Source organism: Pseudomonas putida (assembly GCF_001941965.1).
In the GTDB taxonomy this organism is placed as follows: domain Bacteria; phylum Pseudomonadota; class Gammaproteobacteria; order Pseudomonadales; family Pseudomonadaceae; genus Aquipseudomonas; species Aquipseudomonas putida_L.
In genome coordinates, this window is sequence record NZ_MKZO01000012.1 from 364,523 (window position 1) to 389,097 (window position 24,575).

At 66.7% G+C, this 24,575-nt stretch carries 19 protein-coding genes and 1 pseudogene; 5 read left to right on the top strand and 15 right to left on the bottom strand.

The genetic code is table 11. The annotated features are described in order from the left end of the window. Nucleotides 1-120 precede the first annotated feature (120 nt). A complete protein-coding gene (locus tag PSEMO_RS34190) occupies nt 121-990 on the bottom strand; it encodes a methyl-accepting chemotaxis protein (RefSeq protein WP_372239105.1) in 870 nt (289 codons plus the stop codon). Then, nucleotides 982-2,199: pseudogene (locus PSEMO_RS34195) on the bottom strand (HAMP domain-containing protein); the annotation flags it as partial. The gene PSEMO_RS34190 and the pseudogene PSEMO_RS34195, both read right to left, overlap by 9 nt. A 123-nt stretch (nt 2,200-2,322) precedes the next feature. Here PSEMO_RS34195 and PSEMO_RS08730 point away from each other — a divergent pair. Together PSEMO_RS08730 and PSEMO_RS08735 are read left to right on the top strand one after the other, a co-directional pair. Next, a complete protein-coding gene (locus PSEMO_RS08730; RefSeq protein WP_075802712.1) occupies nt 2,323-3,480 on the top strand; it encodes an alpha/beta hydrolase family protein in 1,158 nt (385 codons plus the stop codon). Between the two features lie 15 nt (nt 3,481-3,495). Then, nucleotides 3,496-4,431, top strand: coding sequence for a VOC family protein (locus PSEMO_RS08735; protein WP_075802713.1), 936 nt, complete (start codon nt 3,496-3,498; stop codon nt 4,429-4,431). 159 nt (nt 4,432-4,590) lie between these two features. Here PSEMO_RS08735 and PSEMO_RS08740 read toward each other — a convergent pair whose 3' ends face one another. The 10 genes from PSEMO_RS08740 to PSEMO_RS08785 are packed head-to-tail and all read right to left on the bottom strand — an operon-like array spanning nt 4,591 to nt 17,444. Continuing rightward, nucleotides 4,591-6,249: an arylsulfatase gene (locus PSEMO_RS08740; RefSeq protein ID WP_075802714.1), complete on the bottom strand. Its 1,659-nt coding sequence runs from the start codon at nt 6,247-6,249 to the stop codon at nt 4,591-4,593. 17 nt (nt 6,250-6,266) lie between these two features. After that, nucleotides 6,267-7,055, bottom strand: coding sequence for a cyclase family protein (locus PSEMO_RS08745; protein ID WP_075802715.1), 789 nt, complete (start codon nt 7,053-7,055; stop codon nt 6,267-6,269). An 11-nt stretch (nt 7,056-7,066) separates the two neighbouring features. Further along, complete coding sequence (locus PSEMO_RS08750) at nt 7,067-8,053, bottom strand: NAD-dependent epimerase/dehydratase family protein (RefSeq protein ID WP_075802716.1); 987 nt, start codon at nt 8,051-8,053, stop codon at nt 7,067-7,069. Then, nucleotides 8,044-9,036, bottom strand: coding sequence for a fumarylacetoacetate hydrolase family protein (locus tag PSEMO_RS08755; RefSeq protein ID WP_075802717.1), 993 nt, complete (start codon nt 9,034-9,036; stop codon nt 8,044-8,046). Before PSEMO_RS08755 ends, PSEMO_RS08750 begins: the two co-directional genes overlap by 10 nt. Continuing rightward, the gene (locus tag PSEMO_RS08760; protein WP_075802718.1) at nt 9,033-9,605 is read right to left on the bottom strand and encodes a cupin domain-containing protein; all 573 of its coding nucleotides are present in this window, start codon (nt 9,603-9,605) and stop codon (nt 9,033-9,035) included. The genes PSEMO_RS08755 and PSEMO_RS08760 overlap by 4 nt, the downstream gene beginning before the upstream one ends. 13 nt (nt 9,606-9,618) lie before the next feature. Beyond that, nucleotides 9,619-10,815 carry an MFS transporter gene (locus PSEMO_RS08765; RefSeq protein ID WP_075802719.1) on the bottom strand — a complete coding sequence of 399 codons (1,197 nt, stop codon included), beginning with the start codon at nt 10,813-10,815 and terminating at the stop codon, nt 9,619-9,621. Next, on the bottom strand, nt 10,805-13,225 hold the full coding sequence (locus PSEMO_RS08770) for an efflux RND transporter permease subunit (protein WP_075802720.1): 2,421 nt from the start codon (nt 13,223-13,225) through the stop codon (nt 10,805-10,807). The genes PSEMO_RS08765 and PSEMO_RS08770 overlap by 11 nt, the downstream gene beginning before the upstream one ends. Before the next feature lie 5 nt (nt 13,226-13,230). Continuing rightward, complete coding sequence (locus PSEMO_RS08775) at nt 13,231-14,331, bottom strand: WD40/YVTN/BNR-like repeat-containing protein (protein WP_075802721.1); 1,101 nt, start codon at nt 14,329-14,331, stop codon at nt 13,231-13,233. Between the two features lie 58 nt (nt 14,332-14,389). Next, a complete protein-coding gene (locus PSEMO_RS08780) occupies nt 14,390-15,754 on the bottom strand; it encodes a DUF1329 domain-containing protein (protein WP_075802722.1) in 1,365 nt (454 codons plus the stop codon). 10 nt (nt 15,755-15,764) lie between these two features. Next, nucleotides 15,765-17,444 (bottom strand): DUF1302 domain-containing protein, encoded by a 1,680-nt coding sequence (locus tag PSEMO_RS08785; protein ID WP_075802723.1) that lies wholly within the window; start codon nt 17,442-17,444, stop codon nt 15,765-15,767. Nucleotides 17,445-17,761: 317 nt separating this feature from the next. Between PSEMO_RS08785 and PSEMO_RS08790 the strand changes: the two genes are divergently transcribed. The 3 genes from PSEMO_RS08790 (at nt 17,762) to PSEMO_RS08800 (ending at nt 20,827) form a co-directional block, all read left to right on the top strand. Next, entirely contained in the window at nt 17,762-18,682 is a 921-nt protein-coding gene (locus PSEMO_RS08790; protein ID WP_075802724.1) for a LysR family transcriptional regulator, read from the top strand. 355 nt (nt 18,683-19,037) lie between these two features. Further along, nucleotides 19,038-20,387: a metal-dependent hydrolase family protein gene (locus PSEMO_RS08795; RefSeq protein ID WP_075802725.1), complete on the top strand. Its 1,350-nt coding sequence runs from the start codon at nt 19,038-19,040 to the stop codon at nt 20,385-20,387. Then, nucleotides 20,384-20,827 (top strand): GlcG/HbpS family heme-binding protein, encoded by a 444-nt coding sequence (locus PSEMO_RS08800; protein ID WP_075802783.1) that lies wholly within the window; start codon nt 20,384-20,386, stop codon nt 20,825-20,827. Before PSEMO_RS08795 ends, PSEMO_RS08800 begins: the two co-directional genes overlap by 4 nt. Here PSEMO_RS08800 and PSEMO_RS08805 read toward each other — a convergent pair. The 3 genes from PSEMO_RS08805 to PSEMO_RS08815 form a co-directional block, all read right to left on the bottom strand. Next, nucleotides 20,818-21,756, bottom strand: coding sequence for a LysR family transcriptional regulator (locus PSEMO_RS08805; protein WP_305955591.1), 939 nt, complete (start codon nt 21,754-21,756; stop codon nt 20,818-20,820). The two genes, PSEMO_RS08800 and PSEMO_RS08805, sit on opposite strands and share 10 nt — an antisense overlap. Before the next feature lie 76 nt (nt 21,757-21,832). Next, nucleotides 21,833-23,080 carry an OprD family outer membrane porin gene (locus PSEMO_RS08810; protein ID WP_372239106.1) on the bottom strand — a complete coding sequence of 416 codons (1,248 nt, stop codon included), beginning with the start codon at nt 23,078-23,080 and terminating at the stop codon, nt 21,833-21,835. Between the two features lie 65 nt (nt 23,081-23,145). Beyond that, nucleotides 23,146-24,441, bottom strand: coding sequence for an MFS transporter (locus PSEMO_RS08815; RefSeq protein ID WP_075802784.1), 1,296 nt, complete (start codon nt 24,439-24,441; stop codon nt 23,146-23,148). Nucleotides 24,442-24,575: the final 134 nt, after the last annotated feature.

Sequence of the window (24,575 nt, forward strand, 5' to 3'; positions counted from 1 at the left end):
GACACTCCTGAGAGCAACTCTGCCCCTGTGGGAGCTGGCTTGCCAGCGATTGCTTCAGTGAATTCACCATAGCTATCGCTGGCAAGCCAGCTCCCACAGGGTTTGCGTCAGCCCCTCAAATCAGCGCTCGGCGCGAAATACACCCAGCGCCTCCCCAAGCCCCGCACTAAGCCGCTGCAACCCCTCACTCGCCGCCTCCAGCCGCGCACACTCCGCCGCATTCTGCTCCACCACCCGCTCCACTTCCCCAGCCGCGCCATCCACCCGCCAGGCGAGATCCTGCTGGGTCCGCGCCGCCTCGGCGATATGCCCGGCAGCACTCTCCACCTCGACAATGCTCGCCGTGATCGCCGCCAACACCGCACTGGCCCGCGCCGTCAGTTCTACCCCTTCCCCCGTCAGGCGCTGGCTGTCATCCAGGCTCGCCGCCGCCGCCCGCGTCACTTCACCGAGTCGCTGGATCATCCCGTCGATCTCCCCGGTAGACGCCCGGGTCCGGCTCGCCAAACCGCGCACCTCGTCCGCCACCACGGCGAACCCACGCCCATGCTCACCGGCCCGCGCCGCCTCGATCGCCGCATTCAACGCCAGCAGATTGGTCTGCTCGGCCACCGCACTGATCACATCCAGCACGCCGGTAATGGCTTCGCTCTGGCTTTGCAGCAGTTGCATGGCCGCAGTCCCCGCCCCCATCTCCCCGGACAACCGCTGAAGACTCTGGCTCGCCTCGCGCACCAGCCGATCGCCCTCGTGAATCAACGAGCTGGCCTGCCCGAGGCTGGCCTGGCTGGCATCGACCCGCTGATTGACCTGCACCGTGGCCTGGGTCATCAACTGCATGGCCTGCATCACCTCGCCGGTCTGCCGCCGCTGCGCCCGCACGCCCTGCCCCGTACGCTCGACCATCCCGGCCAGGGTGTCGGCCGCGACATCCAACTGGTCGGCATCCCCACCAATCCGCCCGACCAGATCCCGCAGCGCCTGCAGCATCACCCCGATCGCTTCGTTCAGTTGCCCCAGCTCATCATTGCGCCCCAGCCGCGGCAGACGCCCGTGCAGATCCCCGGCAGCGACCTGCTGCGCCAGCGCCAGCATCTGCCGGACCGGCACGGCAATGGAGCGGCGAATCAGTACACAGGCCGTGATACTCGAAAGCAACGCCAGCCCGAGCATCAGCGCCAGTTGCAGGTCCAGATGCCGACGCTGCACCTCCCAGGCCAGGGCCGCACGCTCGCGCTCGCCATCGAGGGCGGCGATCGCCTGCTGCGCCGCATTGTTCATCGCCGCCTGCTGGACCAAAGCCTGCTCACCGCTGTCGCTGTAGCGCAGGAAGGCCTGGCGGTATTCCTCCAGCGCCGCAGTGGCCTCGTCCAGCGCATGACGACGCTCGCCTTCCAGCCGGGCGGCAAGGCTGCTTAATGCGGTACCCAGTTCGTTGACCCGGTTGATCCAGTCATCGCGATAGCGCTGCTGCGGATCGAGGGTGAAATACAGCTCGCTGTCACGCAGGTTGGTCAGGCGCTCACGCAGCGCGGCGGCATCTTCCAGCAGTTGCATGGCCGCCGCGTCGGGTGACTGGTCCTGCTCCAGCCCGGCATTGATTTCATCCAGCTGATCGAGGAATACCCCGGCAAACCGTTGCCCCGCACCCTGAGCCAGTTCCTGCATGCGCAACCGGGCGTCCTGGGCCTGCAGGCGGGCCCTGGCATAGCCCTGGAAGCCTTGCAGGTACTCCGTGCCCAGCCTCGCGACATCCCCGTCGACCGATTCGTCACGAAGCTTCTGCAAGGCGATGGTCACCGGCGCCGCAGACTCGTCAGTGACCAGCAAGGCAAAGGTCTTCTCCGCCTGCCGCGCCTCGGCCAGATGATTCTGCAAACGCTCCAGTCCGCGCAAACGCTCGCTGTTGGCCTGGCTCACCTGCAACGCATACCAGGCCGCCAGCCCCATGCCGAGGGTGCAGACCAGCACCAGGGCAAAGCCCAGCGACAGCTTGCCGCCCACGCTGAGGCGACCGAACGGGCCGGTGGACTGAATGGTTTCGAACACGCTGGAAACGGACAAGGGCATCCTCCTCGGAAAGCCGCGCGTCGTGCGCGGCCGCCCATCCTGCCCGCCTCCTTCACCCCCCCACCAATCGCATCTGGCGATGCGACGCATCGGCCCGCGCCATGTATCGCGTGCCCGGATAGCTGGCATCCGAACAAGCGATTTGTCCGATTCACAAGGCTCGTGCGAGCGTGCAACAGCTGCCCGAAGGGTGGCCGTCGCCCCATGCCTGTGCAGTTGCCGGCGATGTGCATAACAAGAAGGAAACCAACCATGTTCCGTTACTTCCCGAGCAACTACGTGTGGAACCTCTCGGTCAACCTGGCCATCGAGATGGGCGCGCGCATCGGCGAGATCGTCGAGATGTGCGAGCCCCTGCAAGAGGCCGCCAGGCAGCCTGATGCCGAAGGCACCCGGGCCTTCCGCGAGACCTGGGCGAAGATGGCCGACAAGCTGAGCGAGATGGCCGGCGAGGATGAAGCCCTTGGCCGGCTGCTGTCGGCCGGCGAAAAATATAACCGTGCGGCCACCTACTACCTGACCTGCGAACGCCTCCAGGCCCATGGCGCTCCCGGCCGCCTGGACCTGTACCAGCGCTTCCTCGACACCTTCGCCCGCGGCGTCGCGCTGTCGAAGGAGAACTGCGAGCGGGTCGAGATCCCCTACGAGGGCAAGGTCATCTCCGGCCTGTATGTTCGCGCCGAAGGTGTCAGCGGCCCGGCGCCGATCCTGGTCCAGCTCAACGGCCTGGACTCCACCAAGGAAATGAAATACCGCGTCGGCCTGCCCGCGTGGCTGGCCAAACGCGGTGTCGCTTCGCTGCTGATCGATCAGCCCGGCACCGGCGAAGCCCTGCGCCTGCATGACCTCAAGGCACGCTACGACGCCGAGCACTGGGCCAGCCGGGTGGTCGACTGGCTGCAGGACCGGGCGGACATCGATCCCCAGCGCATCGGCTGCGAAGGCGTGTCCCTCGGCGGCTACTACTGCCCCCGTGCCGTGGCCTTCGAACCGCGCTTCGCCTGCGGCGTGGTGTGGGGCGCCAACCATGACTGGCGCGATGTGCAGAAGCGTCGCCTGGAGCGCGAAGGCAGCTTCCCGGTGCCGCATTACTGGGAGCACGTGCGCTGGGTCTGGGGTGGCAAGGACATCGAGGAGTTCATGCAGATCGCCGAGAACGTCCACCTCGATGGCGTGGTCGAGAAGATCCGCGTGCCCTTCCTGGTCACCCATGGCGAGCAGGACTCGCAGATCCCGCTCAAATGGGCGCACCGCACCTACGAGCAACTGGTCAACAGCCCCAAGCGCGAACTGAAGATCTTCACTTCCCGCGAAGGTGGCGTGCAGCACTCCAGCTTCGACAACTCCATCAATGCGGGCCAGTACATCGCCGACTGGGTCGCCGAAACCCTCGGCGGCCGCACCGCCTGACTTCTGGACACGATCATGAACATCATCGGACCCGATTACCTGGTCTTCGGCGTGGACAACGTCGCCGACTGCGTGCAGTACATGACCGACTACGGTCTCAAGCCTTGCGATATCGATGACAGCGGCGGCTGGCTGGAGGCCCTCGACGGCACCGGCGTGCTGATCCGCCCGCGCCACGACCCACGCCTGCCGCCGGCCATGGAAACCGCCACCACCCTGCGCGAAACCGTATACGGCGTCGCCGATGAAGCCACCCTGCTGGCCATCGAGGCCGAGCTGGGCAAGGATCGCGAAGTGCGTCGTGGCGAGGATGGCGTGTTGCGCTGCGTGGACGACATGGGCTTCGCCCTGGGCTTTCGCATCACCCAGCGGCGCACCCTCGACCTCCCCGGCGAAGCCAGCCATGCGCCGGGTGCGCAGGCGGCGCGGCCGGTCAATGCACTGGGCGCCAGCAATGACATGCCGGCGCTGCCGCGCAGCCTGTCCCATGTGGTGTATTTCGTGCCGGATCCGGACCGGGCCGAGGCGTTCTATACGCGCCTGGGCTTCGTCTGTACCGACCGTTTTGCCGAGACCGGGCCGTTCCTGCGTCCGGGCGGCACCCTGGACCACCACACCCTGTTCCTGATCCAGACCCCGCCGTTCATGAAGGGCATCGAGCACTTCACCTTCCACATGGGCGGGCCGACCGAAGTGCTGGTGGCCGGGACGCGCTTCGTCGAGAAGGGTTATGAATCGTTCTGGGGACCGGGGCGACATCAGTTGGGGTCGAACTGGTTCTGGTACTTCAACAGCCCCATGGGCTGCCATGTGGAATACGACGCGGACATGGACCTGCATGATGAGCAATGGACCGCGCGGGTAGCGGCGCCGGGGGCGGATAACTCGCAGTATTTCCTGTTCCACTATCAGGAGAAATGGTTCCCGGGAGGGCCGCCGGCCAAGCATTGAGGGAATGCAGAAGGGGGTGTCATTGACACCCCCTTTTTTTGCTTTGTTGCTGATGGCCTCATCGCTGGCAAGCCAGCTCCCACAGGGATCGCGTGGACAACACTGACCCTGTGGGAGCTGGCTTGCCAGCGATGAGGCCCTCAAAAACAACATCCATTTTCAGTCCTTCTGCGGTGGCACAACCACCCCAACCTCCTTCGCATACACCTGCCACTGCCGCTTCAACCGCTCGAACACCTCCGGCTCCCGCGCCGCCAGGTCCTCCACTTCACCTCGGTCCCTCGCTACATCGAACAACTGCCAGCGCGTCGCCTGCGGTGCCTGCCCCGGCATCGCCCAGGGCCGCAGCCCCAGCAGCTTCAGATTGCCCTCGCGGTAATACAGGCTGCCAAACAACTCCCCGGCCAACGGCCGCTCCACCGCACCCTTGCCCTCCAGCATCGGCAGCATCGAACGCCCGGTGATCGGATGCTTGCCCTGCCCCTGCGGAAGCGCCAATCCGGCAATCTCCAGGAAGGTCGGCGCCAGATCATCCACCCGTGCCACCCCGCGCTCCACACCCTGACGCGCCAGCGCACGGGGCATATGCACGATCGCCGGCACACTGATCCCGCCCTCCGCCGTGCTGCCCTTGAACAGCCGCAACGGCGCCGCACTCACCTCGGCCCAGCGCAAGCCATAGTCGATCTGCGAGCCTCGACGCCCAAGGTTCTCCAGGCTGTTATCGGTATTCGCCCCCGCGGGATAGAACTGCTCATGCCGCTCCCCCGCTGCGCCGTTGTCGGACATGAACACCACCAGGGTGTTGTCGTACTGCCCGGTGCTTTTCAGGTAGTCCAGCAAGCGCCCGATGTTGTAGTCGAGGTTGCCGACCATGGCCGCATAGATCTCCATCTTGCGCGCCTCGACCCGCCGCTGCTCCGGGCTCAACTGCTCCCAGCCCGGCAGGTCCGCCGCCACCGGCAGACGCTGGGCGGCGACGAAGTCCTCCGGCAGACGCTGGGCGGCGACGAAGTCCTCCGGCAGCAAACCCTTCTCGCGCTGCCGTTCGATCCGTGCCTGGCGGACCTTGTCGTAGCCCTGGTCATACAGCCCGCGGAACTTCTCCAGCCAGGCTTCCGGCGCCTGCAGCGGCCAGTGCGGCGAGGTGTAGGCGGCGTAGGCGAAGAACGGTTTGCCGCTGTCCTGGCCCTTGCGCAGGTAGTCGATCAGCTTGTCGGTGTAGAAGTCCGACGAGTAGAAATTCTCCGGCAACTCCACCGGCTGACCGTTCTCGCGGTAGGTGATGCGCTCGATCTTCGCCGTGGGTTGCGCAGGCGGCTTGAAATGCACGCCACCGCCTTCGAGGAGGGTGAAGGACTGCTCGAAACCACGCCGGTCAGGGCCCTGGTCAGACCCCAGGCCAAGGTGCCATTTGCCGACCATGCTGGTGCGATAGCCGCCCTCGCGCAGCAGCTCGGCAATCGAATGGGACTGCGGATTGAGATAGCCCTCGTAGCCCGGCTTGCCGCGCTGGAACGGCTGGATCGCCTCTTCCATGGTGCCCAGCCCGGCCAGGTGGTTGTCGGTGCCGGACATCAGCATCGCCCGGGTCGGCGAGCAGGTCGGCGCGGCGTACATATTGGTCAGTTGCAGGCCATGGGCAGCCAGCTCGTCGAGGTTGGGCGTGGCGATTTCGCCGCCAAAGGAACCCAGGTCGGAATAGCCGAGGTCATCGGCGAGGATCAGCAGGATATTCGGCCGCTCGGCAGCCACGGCAGCCGCGGCAGCGCCGGACACGAGACAGGCCAGCGCAGTCAGCAGGAAGGGAAAACGCACGGGGAACCTCGCCGTTCTTATTCTTCGAAGATCGCCACGGCACGGACGAAGCCGGCGGACGCATGCTTGATCTTGTACGGGAAGCAGGACACCAGGAAACCGTGGGCCGGCAAGCTGTCGAGGTTGGCGAGTTTTTCCATCTGCCCGTAGCCGATATCCCGCCCGGCCTTGTGCCCTTCCCAGATGATCGAGGCATCGCCGCTTTCGGCGAAACGCTGGCGGGTGAAGCTGAACGGCGCATCCCAGCTCCAGGCATCGGTGCCCACCACCCGCACGCCACGATCGAGCAGGTACAGGGTGGCCTCGCGGCCCATGCCGACGCCGGCATCCAGGTAGCCCGGCTGGCCGAACAGGCTGCCGGCGCGGGTGTTGACCAGGACGATATCCAGCGGCTGCAGGTCGTGCCCGATGCGCTGCAACTCGGCCTCGACCTCGGCGGCGCGGACCACGTGGCCATCCGGCAGATGACGGAAGTCCAGCTTCACCCCCGGTTGCAGGCACCACTCCAGCGGCAGCTCGTCGATGCCGAAGGCCGGCTTGCCGCCATCGGTGGTCGAGGCGTAGTGCCAGGGCGCGTCCATATGGGTGCCGCTGTGGGTGGTGATGGACAGGCGCTCGGCAGCCCAGGACTCCTGACCGGGCATCTGCTCGATGGCCAGTCCGGGGAACATCGCGGCCATCTCCGGCCAGCCCTGCTGGTGGTCCATGTAGTCGATCTTCGGCAGCAACGGTGGCGGATCGGTGTAAGGGTTGTTGTCCAGGGTTACCGACAGATCGACCAAGCGGCGCGTGGGTCTTGCAGTCATTGGGTTTCCTCTCAGGCAGGTGTCGCGAGCGCCCGCGCAGGGCGGACGCGATGAGTAAGGTCGAGGGCATTGCGCACCAGGGCGCGCGCCGTGCCGTCATGGCGAAAGCCGCGGACCCGGGCCAGCGGCGTGCGCAATGGCGGTAAGCGCCCGAACAGGGCTTCCAGTGCCGCGTCCGGCTGGTAGTCGATCAGGGCCCGGCGCTCTTCGCCGAACACCTCCGCCAGGGCATCCACCACGGCGGCGATGGACAGCTGCAGCACCGGCAGTTGCCAGACCCGGCATGGCGCATCAACGGGCAGATCGAATTCGGCGGCATGCAGCAGGTTGTCGACGCAGCAGGCGGCGGACATCCACCAGGCAGTGGCCCGGGATGAAACGGGACAGGTGTAGGACTGCCCCGCAGCGAAGCGTTGCAGCAGGTCGCTCATGAACGCCGAACGCAACCCGGCGCCATCTCCCGGCCGGGCGACGATGCCGGGCAGGCGCAGGGCGCGGCCATCGACTTCGCCGCGCCGGGCCAGATCGCCCAGTTGCTGCTCGATCATCAGCTTGTGCGCACCATAGGACAGCGCCGGGCGCGGGCGCTGGTGCTCATCCATGCGCAGCGGCAGGTCGCCGCCGTAGACCGCGACACTGCTGGCATACACCAGCACCGGCGGGCGCTGGGCGTTACGCAGCAACTCAAGCAACTGCAGGCTGGCGAGCAGGTTCACCTGGCGGCCCAGGGCGTAGTTTTCCTCGGCCGCGCCGCCGGCGATGCTGACCAGATGAAAGACCACATCCACCCCGTCGGCCAGCCCCCGGCGCAGCAGCGCCGGGTCGGTGATGCTGCCGGTGAGATGGCGCAGACGCGGGTCTTCAGGAAAGCCATCGAGACGCTGGTCGAGCAGGATCAGCGCCTCGATCCGCCGCCCGCGCAAATGCCCGAACGCCAGCAAACGCTGGACCAGCTGACGCCCCAGAAACCCGGCCGCCCCGGTGACCATCACGCGCATGGCGCACCTGCCCGGACCACCTGCTGGTCGATGGCGCCGAACAGCGGCGAACCCTCCCGGCCACGGGCCTCCATGCGTACCCGCTCGCCGAATTGCATGAAGGCGGTACGGGGCGAACCATGCTCGATCATTTCCACTGCGCGGCGTTCGGCGATGCAGGCCGAGCCGACACTGCGATCAGCGTTGGATACCGTGCCCGAACCGATCACCGTACCCGCCGCCAGACGCCGGGTCAGCGCGGCATGGGCGATCAACTGATGGAAGCCGAAATGCATGGCCCCGCCGTGAGGATGGCCGAACCACTCGCCATTACGTTCCACGCTCAGGGGCAGGTGCACCCGCCCCTCGCGCCAGTCCTCGCCCAGCTCGTCCGGGGTCACCGCGACCGGGGCGAAGCTCGAGGACGACTTGGCCTGGATAAAGCCGAAGCCGGTTTTCATCTCGCGGGGTGCCAGGGCGCGCAGGCTGACGTCATTGAGTTGCAGGATCAGCCGCACATGCCCGAGCGCCTGTTCGGCGGTGCAGCCCATGGGCACCTCGTCCACCAGCACGGCGAACTCGCCTTCGAAATCGATGCCGTGGGCTTCGCTGGGCAGCGGGATGTCCTGGCGCGGGCCGAGGAAATCGTCACCCGCGCCCTGGTACATCAACGGCGTGTCCTCGACGCCTTCGATGGGGTCGAGGCGGAAGGCACGCTGCATCAGCTCGCCATGGCTGAGGAAGCAGGAACCGTCCAGCCATTGCCAGGCGCGCGGCAACGGTGCCATGACCTGCTGCGGATCGAAGGCGAACGCGTCGTCGGCAGCGTTGTGGTTCAAGGCCTCATAACGAGCCTGCAACGCCGGTACCACCTGTGCCCAATTGTCGATTGCCACCTGCAGGGTCGCGGCGATATCACCGGCTTCCACCGCCCGGCGCAGATCCCGGGACACCAGCAGCAGACGCCCGTCGCGGCTGCCATCGGCCAAGGTCGCGAGCTTCATGCCAGCACCTCCTGCAACTGCTCGGCATAGCGCCCGTCAAGGAGGATGAAGACCATCCGCGCCATCGCCTCGGTGCGATTGCTCCAGGCATGGTTGGTGCCGCGCTGGACCACGATATCGCCGCGCTTGAGGTACACGTCTTCATCGTCCAGCACCAGCCAGACCTCGCCCTCGGTGACGATGCCGTAGTCGAGGGTTTCGGTGCGGTGCATCAGCTTGTGGCGGGATTCGCCGGTGCCGGTGCCGGCATGGGACTCGCCGATCTCGGCGAACGCCGCCGCAGCGGCCGCGTCGCTGACCTGGTTCTGCACGCTGTCCGGCGGGATATCCACCACGCGGATCAGGCTGCCGAGGGCCGACGGGCTCAGCACCAGCGGCCTGAGGGTCGGGTCGGCGCCGTTGTCGATCAGCGCCGGGCTGGCATCACTGCTCCACACCTCATGGAACACCGTGCCGGGCACGGCCTTGAGTTCGAGACTGGTGGGCACGGCGCCAACCAGGGCCGCCAGTGCCGTACCGGCAGCGCTATGGCCGGTGACGACGCGCTTGAAGGGGGGAAGTGCTTGCATGGGGACTCCGCTATCAGATCTTGTTCGGGGAGGAAGGCAGGGCCGGCATCGGGCTGATGCGCGGCAGGGCGAGACAAGCCAGGGCCAGCAGCAGTTGCCCCAAGGCGATCAGGGCCAGGGCGCCGGGCAGCGCCTGCGGGTTGCCAGACGTCAGCGCCAGCACCACCAGCGGGCTGGCGAACTCCCCGGCAAACAGCGCCGCCGTGAATCCGCCCGTGGCCCGGCCTCGCTGGGCCGCACCGGCACGGGACATGACCCAGGTGATCAGGGTCGGCAGCATCAGGCCGATGCCGAGGCCATTGAGGGCGACGGCCGGGGTCAGCCACAGCGCATCCGGGGCCAGCGCCATCAGCCCGCCGCCGATACCCGCCGTGACGAAGGCCAGCCCCAGCAGGTACTGCCGGGCCAGGCCATGCAGCAGGCGGAAACTCAAGGCACCGAGCATCACACCGAGCTGGTTGGCGCCCATGACCATGCCGATCTGCTGCGGCGAATCGACGTGCAGCAGGCCGAGCAGAAAGCCCGCCTGCACCGGCACCACAAACAGGCTCACGCCCGCCAGCAGGCTGAACAGGTACAGCGGCAGCAGGGCCCGCCAGGGGAAGCCGGCGCTGTCGCTTTCGACCTGCACCTCGCCCGCCTGGCGCTCCCACAGCAGCCATGCCATCAACGGCAGGAACAGCAGGCCGACGCCGTAGAGCAGGTACGGCGTGCGCCAGTCGTCCTGCCCGAGCGCCCCGCCCACCGAGATGAACAGTGCCGCCGACAACGAGGTGCAGACCATCTGCAAGGCGAACAGCCGCTCACGCCGGGCGCCCTGGTAGTAGTCGCCGATCAGGGTGGTGCAGCAGGTCATGATCCCCGCCTCCGCCAGGCCGAGCCCGGCACGGCTGGCGACGATCGCCGGCAGCGATTCCAGCCACAACGGCAACAGGCCGAACAGGCTGTAGAGCAGCATTGAGCCAAGCAGCAGCGGCTTGCGCCCGAGGCGGTCGGCGATCATTCCGGCGAAGGGCGCGAGCACGGCGATCACCAGTGCGGGAATGGTCAGGCTGACCGGGACCAGCACCGCAACCAGCGGATCATCGCCGAAGTGCGCCTGCATTCGTGGCAACACCGGCGCCAGCAGCACCGCGCCGAGGACCGGCAGGCAACTGCCGAGCAGCAGCAACAGGGATTGCGGCAAACCCGCCTGGGCTTCACGACGCATGGGAGATCTCCTGGCGTACGGACGATTCGCTATGCAGGGGCGCCGGACGCACCGGCAGGAGGAAGCGCGCCAACGCCGGCAGCAGCACCAGCGCGCCGACCATGTTCCAGACGAACATGAAGGCCAGCAGCACGCCCATGTCGGCCTGGAACTTGATGGGCGAGAACATCCAGGTGCCAACGCCGATGGCCAGGGTCACGCCGGTCAGCATCACCACCTTGCCGGTGGACACCAGGGCCCGGTAATAGGCCTCGGACAGGCTCGCGCCCTGGCGCAGGTGGGCGAGCAGGATGCTCATCACGTACAGCGCGTAGTCGACGCCGATCCCCACGCCCAGGGCGATCACCGGCAGGGTGGCGACCTTGACCCCGATGCCCAGCCAGACCATCAGCGCCTCGCAGAGGATCGAGGTGAGCATCAGCGGGATCACCGCGCACACCGTGGCGCGCCATGAACGGAAGGTCAGCAGGCAGAGAAGGATCACCGCGCCGTAGACCCAGAACAGCATCTCCCGGTTGGCCTCGCGCACGACGATATTGGTCGCCGCCTCGATCCCGGCATTGCCGGCGGCCAGCAGGAACTTCACCTCGGCGGTGTCATTGGCCGCGGCGAAGCCCTCGACGTGCTGCACCAGGCGGGTCAGGGTCTCGGCCTTGTGGTCGGTGAGGTAGACGTACAGCGTCAGCAGGTTGCAGGACTCGTTGTACAAGCCGCGCGGGGCGCTGGCGGTGATCATGTTGAGCATCGCCTGGTTGTTCTGCAGCTCGTACCACTTGGGGTTGCCCTCCGAGAGCCCGACCAGCATGCGCCGGTTGAGCAGGGCCAGGGAGTTGGTCGAGTCCACCCCCGGCAGGCTGCGCAGTTGCCAGTCCAGTTCGTCGACCTTGCGCAGCACGTCGTAGCGCGCGCAGGCCCCGGCCGGGGTCTGCACCATGATCGCGAACAGGTCGCTGCTGGCGCCGTAGGCCTGGGTCATGAAGGCGTCGTCGCGGTTGTAGCGCGAGTCGGCGCGCAGTTCCGGGGCGCCGGCATCGAGGTCGCCGATGGCCAGGTGCAGGCTGACCAGGAAGCCCAGCACCGCCAGCACCAGGCTGACGCCGATGCACGCCCGCGCCCAGGGCTTGCGGGTGAACAGGTCGAGCAAGCGCCAGAACGGATGGCGGGCCTTGCCACGCTCCTCCGCCCGCTCGCTGCGCAGGCTGATCTCGGCGGCCTTCGGGCTGACGCCGAAGTAGGAGAGCAGCACCGGCAGCAGGATCAGGTTGGTGAAGATCAGCACCGCCACGCCGATGCTGGCGATGATCGCCAGGTCCTGGATCACCTTGATCTGGATGATCATCAGCACGGCGAAGCCCACCGCGTCGCAGAGCAAGGCGGTCAGCCCGGCGAGGAACAGGCGGCGGAAGGTGAAGCGTGCGGCGACGACGCGGTGCATGCCGCGACCGATGTCCTGCATGATCCCGTTCATCTTCTGCGCGCCGTGGCTCATGCCGATGGCGAAGACCAGGAACGGCACCAGCACCGAGTAGGGGTCGAGCTGGAAGCCGAGCAAGGGCAGCAAGCCCAGTTGCCAGACCACCGCCACCAGCGAGCAGATCACCACCAGCAGGGTGCTGCGCACGCAGCGGGTGTAGGCATAGAGCACTGCCGTGGTGATCAGGATGGCTACGGCGAAGAACAGCAGGATCTGTTGCAGGCCCTCGATCAGGTCACCGACCTTCTTGGCGAAGCCGGTGATATGGATGTCGATGCCGTCGCTGGCGAACTCGGCGCGCAGGGCTTCCAGTTGCCCGGCCAGCACGGTGTAGTCCAGCGCCTTGCCGTCCGGGGTGCGGGCCAGCAGCGGCACCTGGATGATGCTGGAGCGCTGGTCGAAGGCGACAAGCTGGCCGATCTCGTTGGACAGCTGCACATTGCGCCGCAGTTCGGCGAGGGACTCGGGGCTGCCGTTGTAGTCGTCGGGAATCACCGGACCGCCGTCGAGGCCGTCCTCGGTCACCGAGACCCAGCGGGTCGCCGGGGTCCACAGCGACTTCATGTAGGCGCGATCGACGCCGGGCAGCAGGTAGATGCGTTCGCTGAGCTTCTGCAGGGTGCCCAGGTAGGCCGCGTCGTAGATTTCGCCTTTGCTATTGGCAACGGCGACGCGCAGGGTGTTGCCCAGGCCGGACAGCTCCTTCTGCCGCTCCAGGTAGTTGGCGATATAGGGATGCCCGGTGGGGATCATCTTCTCGAAGCTGGCATTGAGTTCCAGGCGCGTGGACTGCCAGCCCAGCACCAGGGTAGTCAGCAGGCATAGCAGCAGGACCCAGTGCCGGTGGTTGAACAGGGCCCGCTCGGTGAGCGAACCGGAACGCGGGTCGAACCCGTCCGGGCTGCCGGGCTCGGGGTGACGGCTAGCGCAATTCATGGGGATCACTCCGAAGCGGAAACGGTGGGCTGGACGACGCGGGACAGCCCGGTGAAGCCGGCAACCACCAGGCTGCCGTCGGCGGCCTGGACCACGGCGGCGACCGGCTTGCGCTGCGGCGCAAAGGCCGGGGCCAGGCCGTCGGCCGCACTGGTGAACAGCCCGCCGGACTGGTTGCTCAGCAGCACCCGGCCATCGCCTAGGGTGATGGCGTCGCTGAAGGACACCGGGGCCAGGGTCGGCAGCGCCTGCGCCTCTTGCGCGCCTTCGCCCAGGACGAAGGCATTGCCCTTGAGCCCGCCGATCAGCAGCGTGCCATCGGCACGGGTGGCGAGGGTGAACAGGCTGCCGTGATAGGGGCTGGGCAACTGGTGGAAGTCTTCGCCGTTGTCGGAACGGGCCAGGTAGCCCTGCTCGCCGGCCAGTACCCAGGCCTCGCCCTGGCGGGCCACGGCGTACAGGTGCAGGCCCTCCGGGTTGTCGATGCGGCCCATCAGCGAATGCCAGCTGGCGCCGCCATCGTCGCTGTGCAGGGCCAGACCATAGGCGCCCACCACCAGCACGTTGCGCGCATCGCTGGCGGCAACGGCGAGGAACGGTTTGTCGGCAGCCTCACCGGCAATCCGTTCGGCGGTGTCCAGGCGAGTAACGGCAGTGTCGTCATCCGGCGCCTGCTGTGCAGCGCGGCGAGCCTCTTCCAGCTCCACCTGGGCGGCGCGTTCGCCGTCCAGTTGCAGGCTCCAGTGCTCGCCGCCATCGCGGGTCGCCAGGACCACCCCGGAATGCCCGGTCACCCAGCCGTTCTGCGCATCGGCGAAGGCTACGGCGGTCAGGCCCACCGAGACCGGCACCGCCACCTGGCGCCACTGCTGGCCGTTGTCGTCGGACAGCAGGATCAGCCCGCGTTCGCCCACCGCCACCAGCCGTTCGCCGGCCCGGGCCAGGGCGGTGTACACCGCGCGTTGCGGATTTACGACCTGCATCGCCGGGCTTTGCAGGACATCACCGACGGCGCGGTGCTGCAGCATGGCCTGGGCCTGGCAGGTGGAAGCCAGCGGCAAGGCGAGGGCCAGCAGCAGGCCGCCCGACTGAAGCAATCTGTTCATGTCTACCTCGAAATCCAGTACCGATCGGGAGGGCAGCACCTGCCCTCCTCTCTCGCGGTCAGCGCACGCCGCGGCCGGCCATCGCCGCCGGGGAGAACTCGGCGGCCTTGTAGCGATCGACCACGGCGTATTGCTGGTCCTTGCCGGCGTAGAGGTTCTGGATGAACCAGGCACCGGAGACCAGGTCGTAGAAGCCCGAGGACAGTTGGGCCACGGCCGGCAGGTCAGGCATCACCGAGGGCAGCGACCAGAGGGTCTTGGCCAACTGGCCGTTGGCGTCCCAGCGGTCGCCGAGCATGGCTTGCCAGGTGTCTTCGTCGAGGTAGTAGCGACCCTTCGGCAACTGGTGGCGCTTGCCCGGGGCCAGGTCGGCTTCCACCACCCAGACCCGGTGCAGTTCCCAGCGCACGTAGTCGGGGTTGAGGTGGTGCTTGGCGAACAGGTCTTCAGGTTTGGCGGCCGTCTGCACCTTGTTGGTGTTGTAGGGGATGTACATCTCCTGCTTGCCCACCAGCTTCCAGTCGAAGCGGTCCATGCGGCCCTGGAACACGCTCAGTTCATCGAAGGACATGACCCCGGCGGTAGCCGGCGTCGGCGTGTCGCAGCAGGCGTTGGGCAGCTTGCGCACGCGGCGCTGGCCGGTCAGGTAGACATGGGCCTGGGACTTGTCGCCGTTGAGGTTGGTAAGGCCCATGATCTGCTCGCCGGCACGCAGGGCCGGGCCGACGTTGAGCAGGCGGAACAGCCAGTAGTCACCGTCGAAATTCGCCGCGGTGCCGTCCTGGTAGTAATAGGGCATCTCCTGCACGGCCTTGCCGTCGGTGGTCATCACCTGGGCGCCATCGGCGGTCATCAGGTAATGGCGGAAGTCCATGGCCAGGGACACGCCACGCCAGTTCAGCAAATGGTTCCACATGGCCTCGGCGCCGTTCTTCGGCACCGGGAACGGGATGCCGCCATAGGCCCCCTCCGGCACCGGGCCGGCAGTGCTTTGCACCAGCTTCGCCTCGCGGGCGTTCTTCAGGGTGTTGTCGTAGACCCACTGCGGCGCGGCGGCCGTGCGGCGGGTCGGGTAGACATCGATGCGGTAGCTCTCCGGGTAGCGCTTGAACATGGCCTTGGTACCGTCGCTGAGCTTGGCGGCGTATTGGTCGAGGTTCTTCGCGGTGATGCTGTACAGCGGCTTGTCGGCGGCGAACGGGTCATTGCGCTTGCCACCCTGCTTGAACGCCGGGTCGACCTTGGTGTAGCCGCCCTCCCAGGCCGGGATGCTGCCGTCGGCATTGCCGGCGCGCTCGGCGCCCAGCGGGGTGAGTTGCTGGCCGAGGTCGTCGGCGCCTGCGGCCAGCGCCGGCTGCAGGCCCAGGAGGGCGGTGGACAGCACGGCGGCACAGAAGGTCTTGAGAGCAAAAGGAATGTTCACGGAGATCCCCTCAGAATGTTGTTTTAACCGAGAAGGCCAGGAAGTCCCGGTCTTTCAGTGCTTGTTTGAAGGTGAATCGGGAGGCGGCATCGAGGTTGGTGTCCTCGGGGCCGTAGTAGTGGGTGTAGGTCAGGCCGAAGGTGACCCGATCGAGGTAGGTGGCGCTCACCCCGACGTTGAAATCGCCGCCGCGGTCCGGGCCGAAACTGCTGACCACCGCCGACTTGCCCATGGGGAAGTAGCTGATGCCCAGCGGCACGCTGAGGTCGATGCCGGGGAACACCTGGCGGTAGGTGGGGGTGTAGACCAGCTTGAGGCCGACGCCGTCGTCGGTGGCGCCCGGGTCGAGGGCGGCACGGTTCTTCGTCACGCTGAGCAGGCGGTTCCAGGCCACCTCGCCGACCAGGCTGGCCTCGTTGGCAACGAAGGACGGGCCGAGGGAGGCGATCATGTTCAGGTTGAGGTGCGCGGTGCGGCCGACGGCGTAGAGCGGGTGGTCATCGTTGTCAGCCACGACGCCGGCGGTGACAGTCTGGCCATTGGAGACCAGGGGCATGTTCCAGCGCATCGAGGCTTCACCGGCGAAGCTGTATTCGTCGATGCTGGTGGCGAAGCTGGCGCCCAGGGCGCGGATGTTTTCCGGATAGACCCAGTAGTACTCGCCGATCTGCCCGGTGGCGAAGTTCGGCCCGGTGGTGCTGGGCTTCAGGTACAGCTTGGGCGACTTGTCGTGGTACTGGATGGCGTACAGGCCGTACTCGACGGTGTCGGCGGTGTAGCGCAACTGCAGGCCGCCCTGCCCCGAGCTTTTCGCGTCCTTGTCCTTGCCGTGGAAGAACGCGGCCGGGCTGTCCGGGTTGCCGCCGAGGAAGACCGGGAAGGGTTCGCCGACGATCAGGCGCTCGTTGCCCTGGCCGATGGTGTCGCTGACCGAGAAGTAGCTGCCGGCACCCGGCAGGCGGGTTTCTTCCCATTCGAACTGGTAGTAGGCGCCGAGCGAGACGGCGTCGGTGAGCTGGTAGGTGCCGGACAGCTGGCTGACCGGGCGGGTGATTTCCTTGAACTGGGTGTTGGGCACCGACACCGCCTTGACCACGTCCACCGGGGCCATGCCGCCGGCAATGCCGTTGGCGCCGAAGAACAGGCTTTCACCCCAGATCAGGCCATGGCGGCCGAGGCGCACCGAAGCGGCGCGATCGGCGACCTCGCCGTTCCAGTAGACGAAGGCATCCAGCAGTTCGCCGTCGCCGCCGTGCAGGTGCCGGGTGTCGTCGCTGAACTGGTCGTAGGCCACCGAGCGCACGTTGGCCCGGGACGGGTCGTTGTTGTCGTTGTCCTTCTGGTACTCGGTGTCGTACCAGGCCGCGCCGCTGAGACGGGCGCCGAAGTCGCGGTAGCCGATATCCAGTTCGGAGAGGATGTCCAGGCGGTTGGAGATCAGGCCCTTGGCGAAGGCGCGGTCACCGTCGTCCTGGTTGCGCGCGACCTGGCCGCTGGTGAGCTTGCTGCTTGGGTCCTGGGTGCGCCAGGCGGCGCTGTACTTGAGTGTGTTGTCCCAGCGCAGGCTCAGGTCGGGATTGCCGGTCTGGATCTCGAATGCCTGGGCGCCGGGAATGCCCATGACCAGCGCCGCAGCGAGCGTCAGGGTGGAAGGCGCACGCCGCGATGCGGCGATGGAGCGAATAGCCATCGAACGAACCCTCTTTATTGTTTTTGTTGGCATCTTTTTCGGGCCACCACCGGCCGGTAAGGCAGCCGGACCGGTTCTAGGTCGTGTGCCAGGGGTGGCGCCACCCGGCGGGATAGACCGGGCGACGGGCACAGGTTGACCTGCAGGGCTGTCTCTGACTAATCGCTTGTCGGGATGCGACCTATCGAGCGGCGCGATACCTCGAAGGCATCGCGAGGCGGGATATCAGGCATCGGAAAATGCGATACCCCGGCGCATTGACGGGGTGCGAGGGCGACGGGAAGGTATCGGCAAAACAACTACAAGAAGCCTGAGCCATGCGTTTTCACCATCTGGACCTCAACCTGCTGGTTGCCCTGGATGTGCTGCTGGAAGAGCAGAACATCACCCGCACTGCCGAGCGCCTGCACATGACCCAGTCCGCCACCAGCGGGGTGCTGGGGCGCCTGCGGACCTTCTTCGAAGACGAGTTGCTGGTGCAGGTCGGGCGGCGCATGCAGCCCACGCCCTACGCCCTGGAACTGGCCGGACCGGTGCGGGAAGTGCTGCTGACCATTCGCTCGTCCATCACTGCCCGGCCGGTGTTCGACCCGGCGGCCAGCAAGCGGCACTTTCGCCTGGTGACCTCGGATTACCTGATCAGCGTGCTGTTCGCCCAGGTGATCCAGCGGATTCACCAGGAGGCGCCGGGGATCACCTTCGAGATGCTCAGCCCGGGGGATAACAGTGCCGAATTGCTGATCCGTGGCGAGGTGGACCTGATGATCGTGCCCGAGCGCTACCGGCTTGATGATCACCCGGCGCAGTTGCTGTTCGAGGAGGATCATGTCTGCGTGGCCTGGCGGGGCAACCTGGAGGTGGGAGACAGCCTGAGCCTGGAGCAGTACCTGGCGATGGGGCATATCTCGGTAGGTTTCGGGCGCAACCGGCACCTGAGCATCGAGGACTGGATCATGAACCAGTACGGCGTGAAGCGGCGGCTGGAGGTGATCACCAATGACTTCAACACCCTTGCGCAATTGCTGGTGGGCACGCCACGGCTGGCGACCATGCACCGGCGGCTGGCGCAGTTGTATGCGCGGTATCTGCCGCTGCGGATATTGCCGACGCCGATGGAGATTCCGCTGATGGGGGAATACATGCTCTGGCACCGGAGCATGGAGGGGGATCCGATGTTGAAGTGGTTGCGGGGGCGGATTCGGGATTGCATCCAGAACATTGACCTGCCGGTGACCTGATGGAGTGACGCGGGCCCTGTGGGCTAGCCAGCAACTGTGATGGTGAATCCACCACCGCTATCGCTGGCAAGCCAGCTCCCACAGGGTCTTGTGTCGCTCGCAGAATCCCGGCTCGACTCGGTCAACTGTGGGAGCTGGCGTTGCCAGCGATTGGCCCGAGCGGGCACCTGCATTGCCTGTGCCGGCCTCATCGCCGGCAACGCCGGCTCCCACAGGTTCCTCAGTCAGCCACAGGATTTGTGCCCGACACGGACCTATCCATCCGGTCAATGCCTGGTCATCGACAGCATCTGATAGTCCCTACCCTCACAGCCCCCTAGCCTCCGTCACAACCAACAAGACGAGGCTCCACCCCATGACCGCCCTGCACCTCCACTGCGCCACTCTCTTCGACGGCACCAGCCTCGAACCCCTTCACCACCAGACCCTGATCATCGAAAACGGCCAGATCCGCCACGCCGGACCCAGCGCCCAGTCGCCCCGCCCGCAACCCGGTGACCGCGAAGCCCACGGCCATTTCGTCATGCCCGGCCTGATCGACGTGCACACCCACCTGGCCTTCGGCAACGCCCAGAGCGAGGAAGACATCGATATCTGGACCAGCGACGAATTCCGCGCCCTGCGCGGCCTGTTCTTCGCCCAGCACGTACTCGCCGCCGGGGTGACGTCGATGGTCTGCCCCGGCGATAGCGGCCAGCTCAGCATCGCCGTGCGCAATACGCTCAACGCCGGCCTCTTCGAAGGCCCGCGCATCGCCGCCAGCAGCCGGGTGATCACCAACCGCCAGAGCCTCAACGACTGGTTCCCCAGCCGCGTCGGCGCCCCGGAATACTTCACCGCCGCCCTGGTGACCAGCCGCACCGAGGCCATCGCGGAAATCCGCAAGCAGGCCAAGGACGGCGTCGACCTGATCAAGATCGCCATGGACGGCACCCAGCGCCGCGCCAACGGCGAGATCATCGCCGCCTTCACCGCCGAGGAAACCCGCGAGATGGTCGAGGAAGCCCATCGCCTCGGCTGCCGCGTGGCCACCCATGCCTACGGTCGCGAGGCGGTGATGTATGCCGCAAAAGCCGGGGTCGACCTGGTCTTCCACGCCTTCTACATGGACGACGCCTGCATCGAGGCATTGCTCGACGCCGGCAGCATCCTCGCCCCGACCATGACCTTCCCGCAGAACACCGTGGACTTCTGCCAGCCCCACGATCCCGCCATCGCCACCGGCTATGCCGGCTACTGCGCGCGCACCCTGGAACTGGGCACGCCGGTCCTGAAACGGGCCAAGGCCGCCGGCATCCCCTTCGCCTGCGGCAGCGACAGCGGTTTTGCCGTGACGCCCTACGGCGAGTGGCATGCCCGGGAACTGGAACTGCTGGTGCGGCGCCTGGACTTCACCCCGGCCGAAGCCCTGTTCGCCGCCACCAATGTCGGCGCCCGCCTGATGCCCCGCGGCGAAACCCTCGGCACCCTGGAGCCGGGCAAGCAGGCCGACCTGCTGATCCTCGACGGCTCGCCGCTGGACGATATCCGCATCCTCCAGGACCGCAGCCGCCTGCAGGCCGTGTACAAGGCCGGCGAGCCGGTGAAGCTGCAACGCACTGCCTACAACCCCAAGCAGGTTTCGGACTTCAACAGCCTGAAATGGACCGATCTCTACACCCGCGACCGGGTCACGGAACTGGGCAAATGGAGCCTGCCGGCATGACCGCCCTCGACTTCGAACTGGCCGCGCGCCTGGCCGCTGCCACCCTGCGTCAGGCCCGCACGCTGGGCATTCGACCTCTGGCAGCCGTCGTGCTGGATACCGCCGGCCATCCGCTGGCGGTCCTGCGCGACGAGCAGGCCAGCTTCCTGCGCCCGCGCATCGCCAGCGGCAAGGCCCGTGGCTGCCTCGGCATGGGCATGGGCGGCCGGGAACTGGCACGACGGGCGCAGGCGATGCCGGCGTTCTTCGATGCGATCAACAGCCTGACCGACGGCGAAGTGATTCCGGTGGCAGGCGGGATCCTGTTGCGCGATACCGAGGGCAGTCTGCTCGGCGCCATCGGTGTCAGCGGCGATACCTCGGACAATGATGAGCGCTGCGCCCTGCTGGCAATTGCCGAGGTCGGACTAAGGGGGGATACCGGCGATCCTCAGAGCTGAGCCGCCTGCTCCAGCAGCAACTGGCGAAACCATGCCAGCACCGGATCACTGGCCTGCTGCGGATGCCACTGCAGGGCCTGGGCCGCCGGCGGGAAGGCAATGGGCGCCAACAGCACCCGCAACGGATAACGCCGCGCCAGCGCCTCGGCCTGGCGACGGAACAGCGTGGCGATACGCGGGGTGCCGATCACGAATTCGGCCATCAGCACGAAGCTCTGCACCGTCGCGACCACACGGCGCTCCAGGCCGATATCCTTGAGGTGCTGGGTATCCAGGGACAGGGTCTGCCCGTCGGCGAATTCGCGCAGGACGTGTTGCCCTTCGCGGAAGCGGCTGAGATCCAGGGTTTGGCCTTCCGGCCAGTGCTCGGCGCACACGATGCAGCACAGCTCATCATCAAGCAGCGCAGCGTGGGGATAGGCGGTGTTGATCCGCCGTTGCGGGACGATCGCCAGGTCGCTGCGCCGGTACTCCAGGGCTTCGGCCACCTGGTCGCCATCGCGGGACAGGGACAGGTCGCGCACCACCAGGGAGGCCTCGGGCGCCAGGCAGCTCAATGCACGGCTGACCGCGGGGATCAGGGTCGCCGCCACATAGTCCGAGGCCACCAGGGTGAAGCAGCGCTCGCAGCGGGCGGGGTCGAAGTCGGCGGTGGTTGCCACCAGCTCGTCGGTCATGGCCAGCAGTTCGCGAACCCGGGGCGCCAGTTGGCGGGCCAAAGGGCTGGGTTGCAGGCCGCGGCCTACGGGGAGCAGCAGCGGGTCCTGGAAGTGCTCACGCAGGCGCCCGAGCGCCGCACTGGTCGCCGACTGGCCCAGGTTCAGGCGCTCGGCGGCCCTGCTCACGCTGCTTTCTTCGAGCAGGGCGTTCAGGGCGACGAGGAGGTTGAGGTCGAGACGGCGGTAGCGCATGCAGGGGTTATAACCCACGGGACATCCGTGAACCTGGCGCTTTTCACACTGCCAGGTATCGCCCCGGACGATACCTCCCCGAGGCGACGCAGGCTCACCAGATCTTCAGCGTGTAATCGATATTGATCCGGGTCTCGTTGTCGCTCCTGAAGGATGAAGCCGCGCCCTGCTGGTTGCGGTAGAACGCTTCCCTGATGCGCAGCACCAAGCCTTTTGCCGGCCCCGATTGCACGACATACGCCAGCTCGAAATCCTTGGAAGACTCCGTCAGCCGACTGCCGCCCAGTGCCGGCAGGTCGATGCTGTCGCCGTGCAGGTAACGCACCATGCCCGTGAGCCCGGGCAGGCCAATGCCGGCAAAGTCATGGTCATAGCGCACGGCCCAGGTCCGTTCGCGCGGGTTGACGAAGTCCGCGCTCATCGTGCCGTCGCTGAGCACCGACGGCTCCCCTCCGGCGATATAGGGAAAGGCACTGTCGCCGAACTGGCGCATGTACCCCACCCCAAGGCCATGGACACCCCACAGGTAGGTGAACATAGCGCCGACATTCAGGTTGTCGATGCTGCCGGCCTTGGCCCGCCCGTCTTCACGGCTGTTGAAGATTCGGACATCCGACCTGAACCTGCCCGTGCCCAGCGGCGCCATGTGCAGCACGCCGAAAAAGTCCTGGGTGTAGATGTCGTCCAGCTCGGCGCGCAGCAGACGCAAGGTCAGGCCGGACGTTGGCCGGTACTCGCCACCATAGAAATCGAAATGCTCGGAGGTCGCCCCCGCCTTGAAGCGACCATTGGGCGACGCCAGCCCGATGGGCTCGTAGTCGGTGGAGTCGCGCAGGTTGACCCGGTCCATGCGTCCGGCATGCAGGGTCAGGTCGTCCCACTCATCGGACACCAGCGAGACTCCGCGAAAGGACTGCGGCAGCAAGCGGGCCGGGCTTGCGGTGATCACCGGCAGCGAGGGGAACTGCGTCCCCAGGGAGAGCCGGGTCTTCGAGACCCTGGCCTTCAGGGTCAGGCCCAGTTCCGAGTACTCGTCCCTGGCCTCACGGGTCCGGGAGTTGTAGGCGAGAAGCTGGGTCGCGGTACGCTCAGGCGAGGAATCAAGCTTCAGCCCCAGCAGGCCGGTCAGGTCCAGGCCGAAACCGACGGTGCCTTCGGTGAACCCGGAGTTGGCCTTGAGAATGAAACCCTGCGCCCACTCCCGCGCCGCCGGGTAAGGCGTGTCGCCCTTGTAGTCACGGTCCAGGTAGAAATTGCGGGCCGTCAGCGTTGCGCTGCTGTCTTCGATAAGACCGGCTGCTGCACCCTGGGCGGCCAGGCCCAGGAGAATGCCCCAAGCCATTGGCTTGAGACGGGTCATGAACAGGCTCATTCTGCGTCACCTTGTTGTTGTTATTGGCGATGTGTTCAGGAAGCCAGGGGCCGGGCGGCCGGCAGCGGTGCCTGGCTGCGCATCAGGCGCACGGCCAGGGCCGCGAGCAGGAACGCCCCGGCGAACAGCAGATACAGGTCGGCAGGCTGCCAGTGGGCGTCGATCAATCCGCCGGCGACCAGCGGCGAGAGGATCGCGCCGATGCGCCCGACGCCAATGCCCCAGCCGAGCGCCGTGACCCGTTGTTCGGGGGCATAGATGCCCGGCGTCAGCGCATAGAGGCCGGCGACACAGCCATTCACCAGGACGCCGATCAACAGCACGAGGACGAAGGCCAGGCTCAGGTGGGCGGTGAAATGAACGAAGATCGCCAGCAGCAAGGCATTGAGCAGCAGGTAGCCCACCAGGATCCGGGACAGCCGGTACTTCGCCGCGAGCAAGCCGATCAGCGACGTGCCGACGATCCCGCCAAGGTTCAGGAGCACCCCTCCGGTAATGCCCTGCTGGTTGGACAGGCCGGCCGATACCAGCAACTTGGGAGTCCAGCTCATGACGAAGTAGAAGCCGAACATGACCAGGAAAAAGCCGGCCCAGACCAGCAGCGTCGAACGCAACAGCGGGCCCGAGAACAACGTCGCGAAACCTTGCCCTGGCGACTTCCGCTCCAGCGCCTGGGGTGTCGGCAACGCCTCGACCGGCTCCACGCCCATCCGCCCCAGCAGTCCGTTGACCCTGCCCAGCGCACCCCGGGGCTGGCGCGCCAGCAGGTAGGCGATAGACTCCGGCAACAACAGGAACATCACCGGCAAGGTCATCAGGGTGGCGATCCCGCCGTACAGGAACACCGAACGCCAACCGGCCTCGGGAATGACCTGCGCCGCGAACAGACCGCCCAGGGTTGCGCCCAGGGCATAGGCCGTGGACTGCAGGCTGATCGCCAGGCTGCGCCATTTACGGTTGGCGTATTCACCAGCGATCACATAGCTGCTCGCAAGGATCCCGCCGATCCCCAGCCCGGTCATGAAGCGCAACGCGCCGAGCATTTGCACCGAAGGCGCCCGGGATGACAGGAGCATGCCCAGTGCAGCGATCGCCAGGCACAGCAGGATCAATGGCCGCCGCCCGAAACGGTCGGCCCAGGGCGCGATGAACAGCGAGCCCAGGGCCATGCCGACCAGGCCGGCACTCAGCAGGTAGCCGATATCGATCCCGCTGAGCCCCCACTCTGCGGCGACCGATGACGCGGTGAAGGCCATCACCAGCACATCGAAGCCATCGAGCATGTTGATCAGGAAACACAGGGACACGACCTGCCACTGGAAGCGGCCCATGGCCTTTTCATCCAGGCGCTGGACGATGGAAACGGCGGTGTAATTGCGCGCAGCCGCCTGCGCGCTGCCGGAAGGGGAGCGTGGAAATTGCATTGGATACCTTCTTGTTTTTGTTAGTCGTGCAACGCAAGGAC

Coding starts and splice junctions, on each gene's coding strand:
- PSEMO_RS08745 (WP_075802715.1), bottom strand. CDS start 7,055: ATGACTGCAAGACCCACGCGCCGCTTGGTCGATCTGTCGGTAACCCTG.
- PSEMO_RS34190 (WP_372239105.1), bottom strand. CDS start 990: ATGCTGCAGGCGCTGCGGGATCTGGTCGGGCGGATTGGTGGGGATGCC.
- PSEMO_RS08735 (WP_075802713.1), top strand. CDS start 3,496: ATGAACATCATCGGACCCGATTACCTGGTCTTCGGCGTGGACAACGTC.
- PSEMO_RS08790 (WP_075802724.1), top strand. CDS start 17,762: ATGCGTTTTCACCATCTGGACCTCAACCTGCTGGTTGCCCTGGATGTG.
- PSEMO_RS08730 (WP_075802712.1), top strand. CDS start 2,323: ATGTTCCGTTACTTCCCGAGCAACTACGTGTGGAACCTCTCGGTCAAC.
- PSEMO_RS08795 (WP_075802725.1), top strand. CDS start 19,038: ATGACCGCCCTGCACCTCCACTGCGCCACTCTCTTCGACGGCACCAGC.
- PSEMO_RS08815 (WP_075802784.1), bottom strand. CDS start 24,441: ATGGGCCGCTTCCAGTGGCAGGTCGTGTCCCTGTGTTTCCTGATCAAC.
- PSEMO_RS08775 (WP_075802721.1), bottom strand. CDS start 14,331: ATGAACAGATTGCTTCAGTCGGGCGGCCTGCTGCTGGCCCTCGCCTTG.
- PSEMO_RS08760 (WP_075802718.1), bottom strand. CDS start 9,605: ATGCAAGCACTTCCCCCCTTCAAGCGCGTCGTCACCGGCCATAGCGCT.
- PSEMO_RS08785 (WP_075802723.1), bottom strand. CDS start 17,444: ATGGCTATTCGCTCCATCGCCGCATCGCGGCGTGCGCCTTCCACCCTG.
- PSEMO_RS08755 (WP_075802717.1), bottom strand. CDS start 9,036: ATGAAGCTCGCGACCTTGGCCGATGGCAGCCGCGACGGGCGTCTGCTG.
- PSEMO_RS08800 (WP_075802783.1), top strand. CDS start 20,384: ATGACCGCCCTCGACTTCGAACTGGCCGCGCGCCTGGCCGCTGCCACC.
- PSEMO_RS08810 (WP_372239106.1), bottom strand. CDS start 23,080: ATGGCTTGGGGCATTCTCCTGGGCCTGGCCGCCCAGGGTGCAGCAGCC.
- PSEMO_RS08750 (WP_075802716.1), bottom strand. CDS start 8,053: ATGCGCGTGATGGTCACCGGGGCGGCCGGGTTTCTGGGGCGTCAGCTG.
- PSEMO_RS08770 (WP_075802720.1), bottom strand. CDS start 13,225: ATGAATTGCGCTAGCCGTCACCCCGAGCCCGGCAGCCCGGACGGGTTC.
- PSEMO_RS08765 (WP_075802719.1), bottom strand. CDS start 10,815: ATGCGTCGTGAAGCCCAGGCGGGTTTGCCGCAATCCCTGTTGCTGCTG.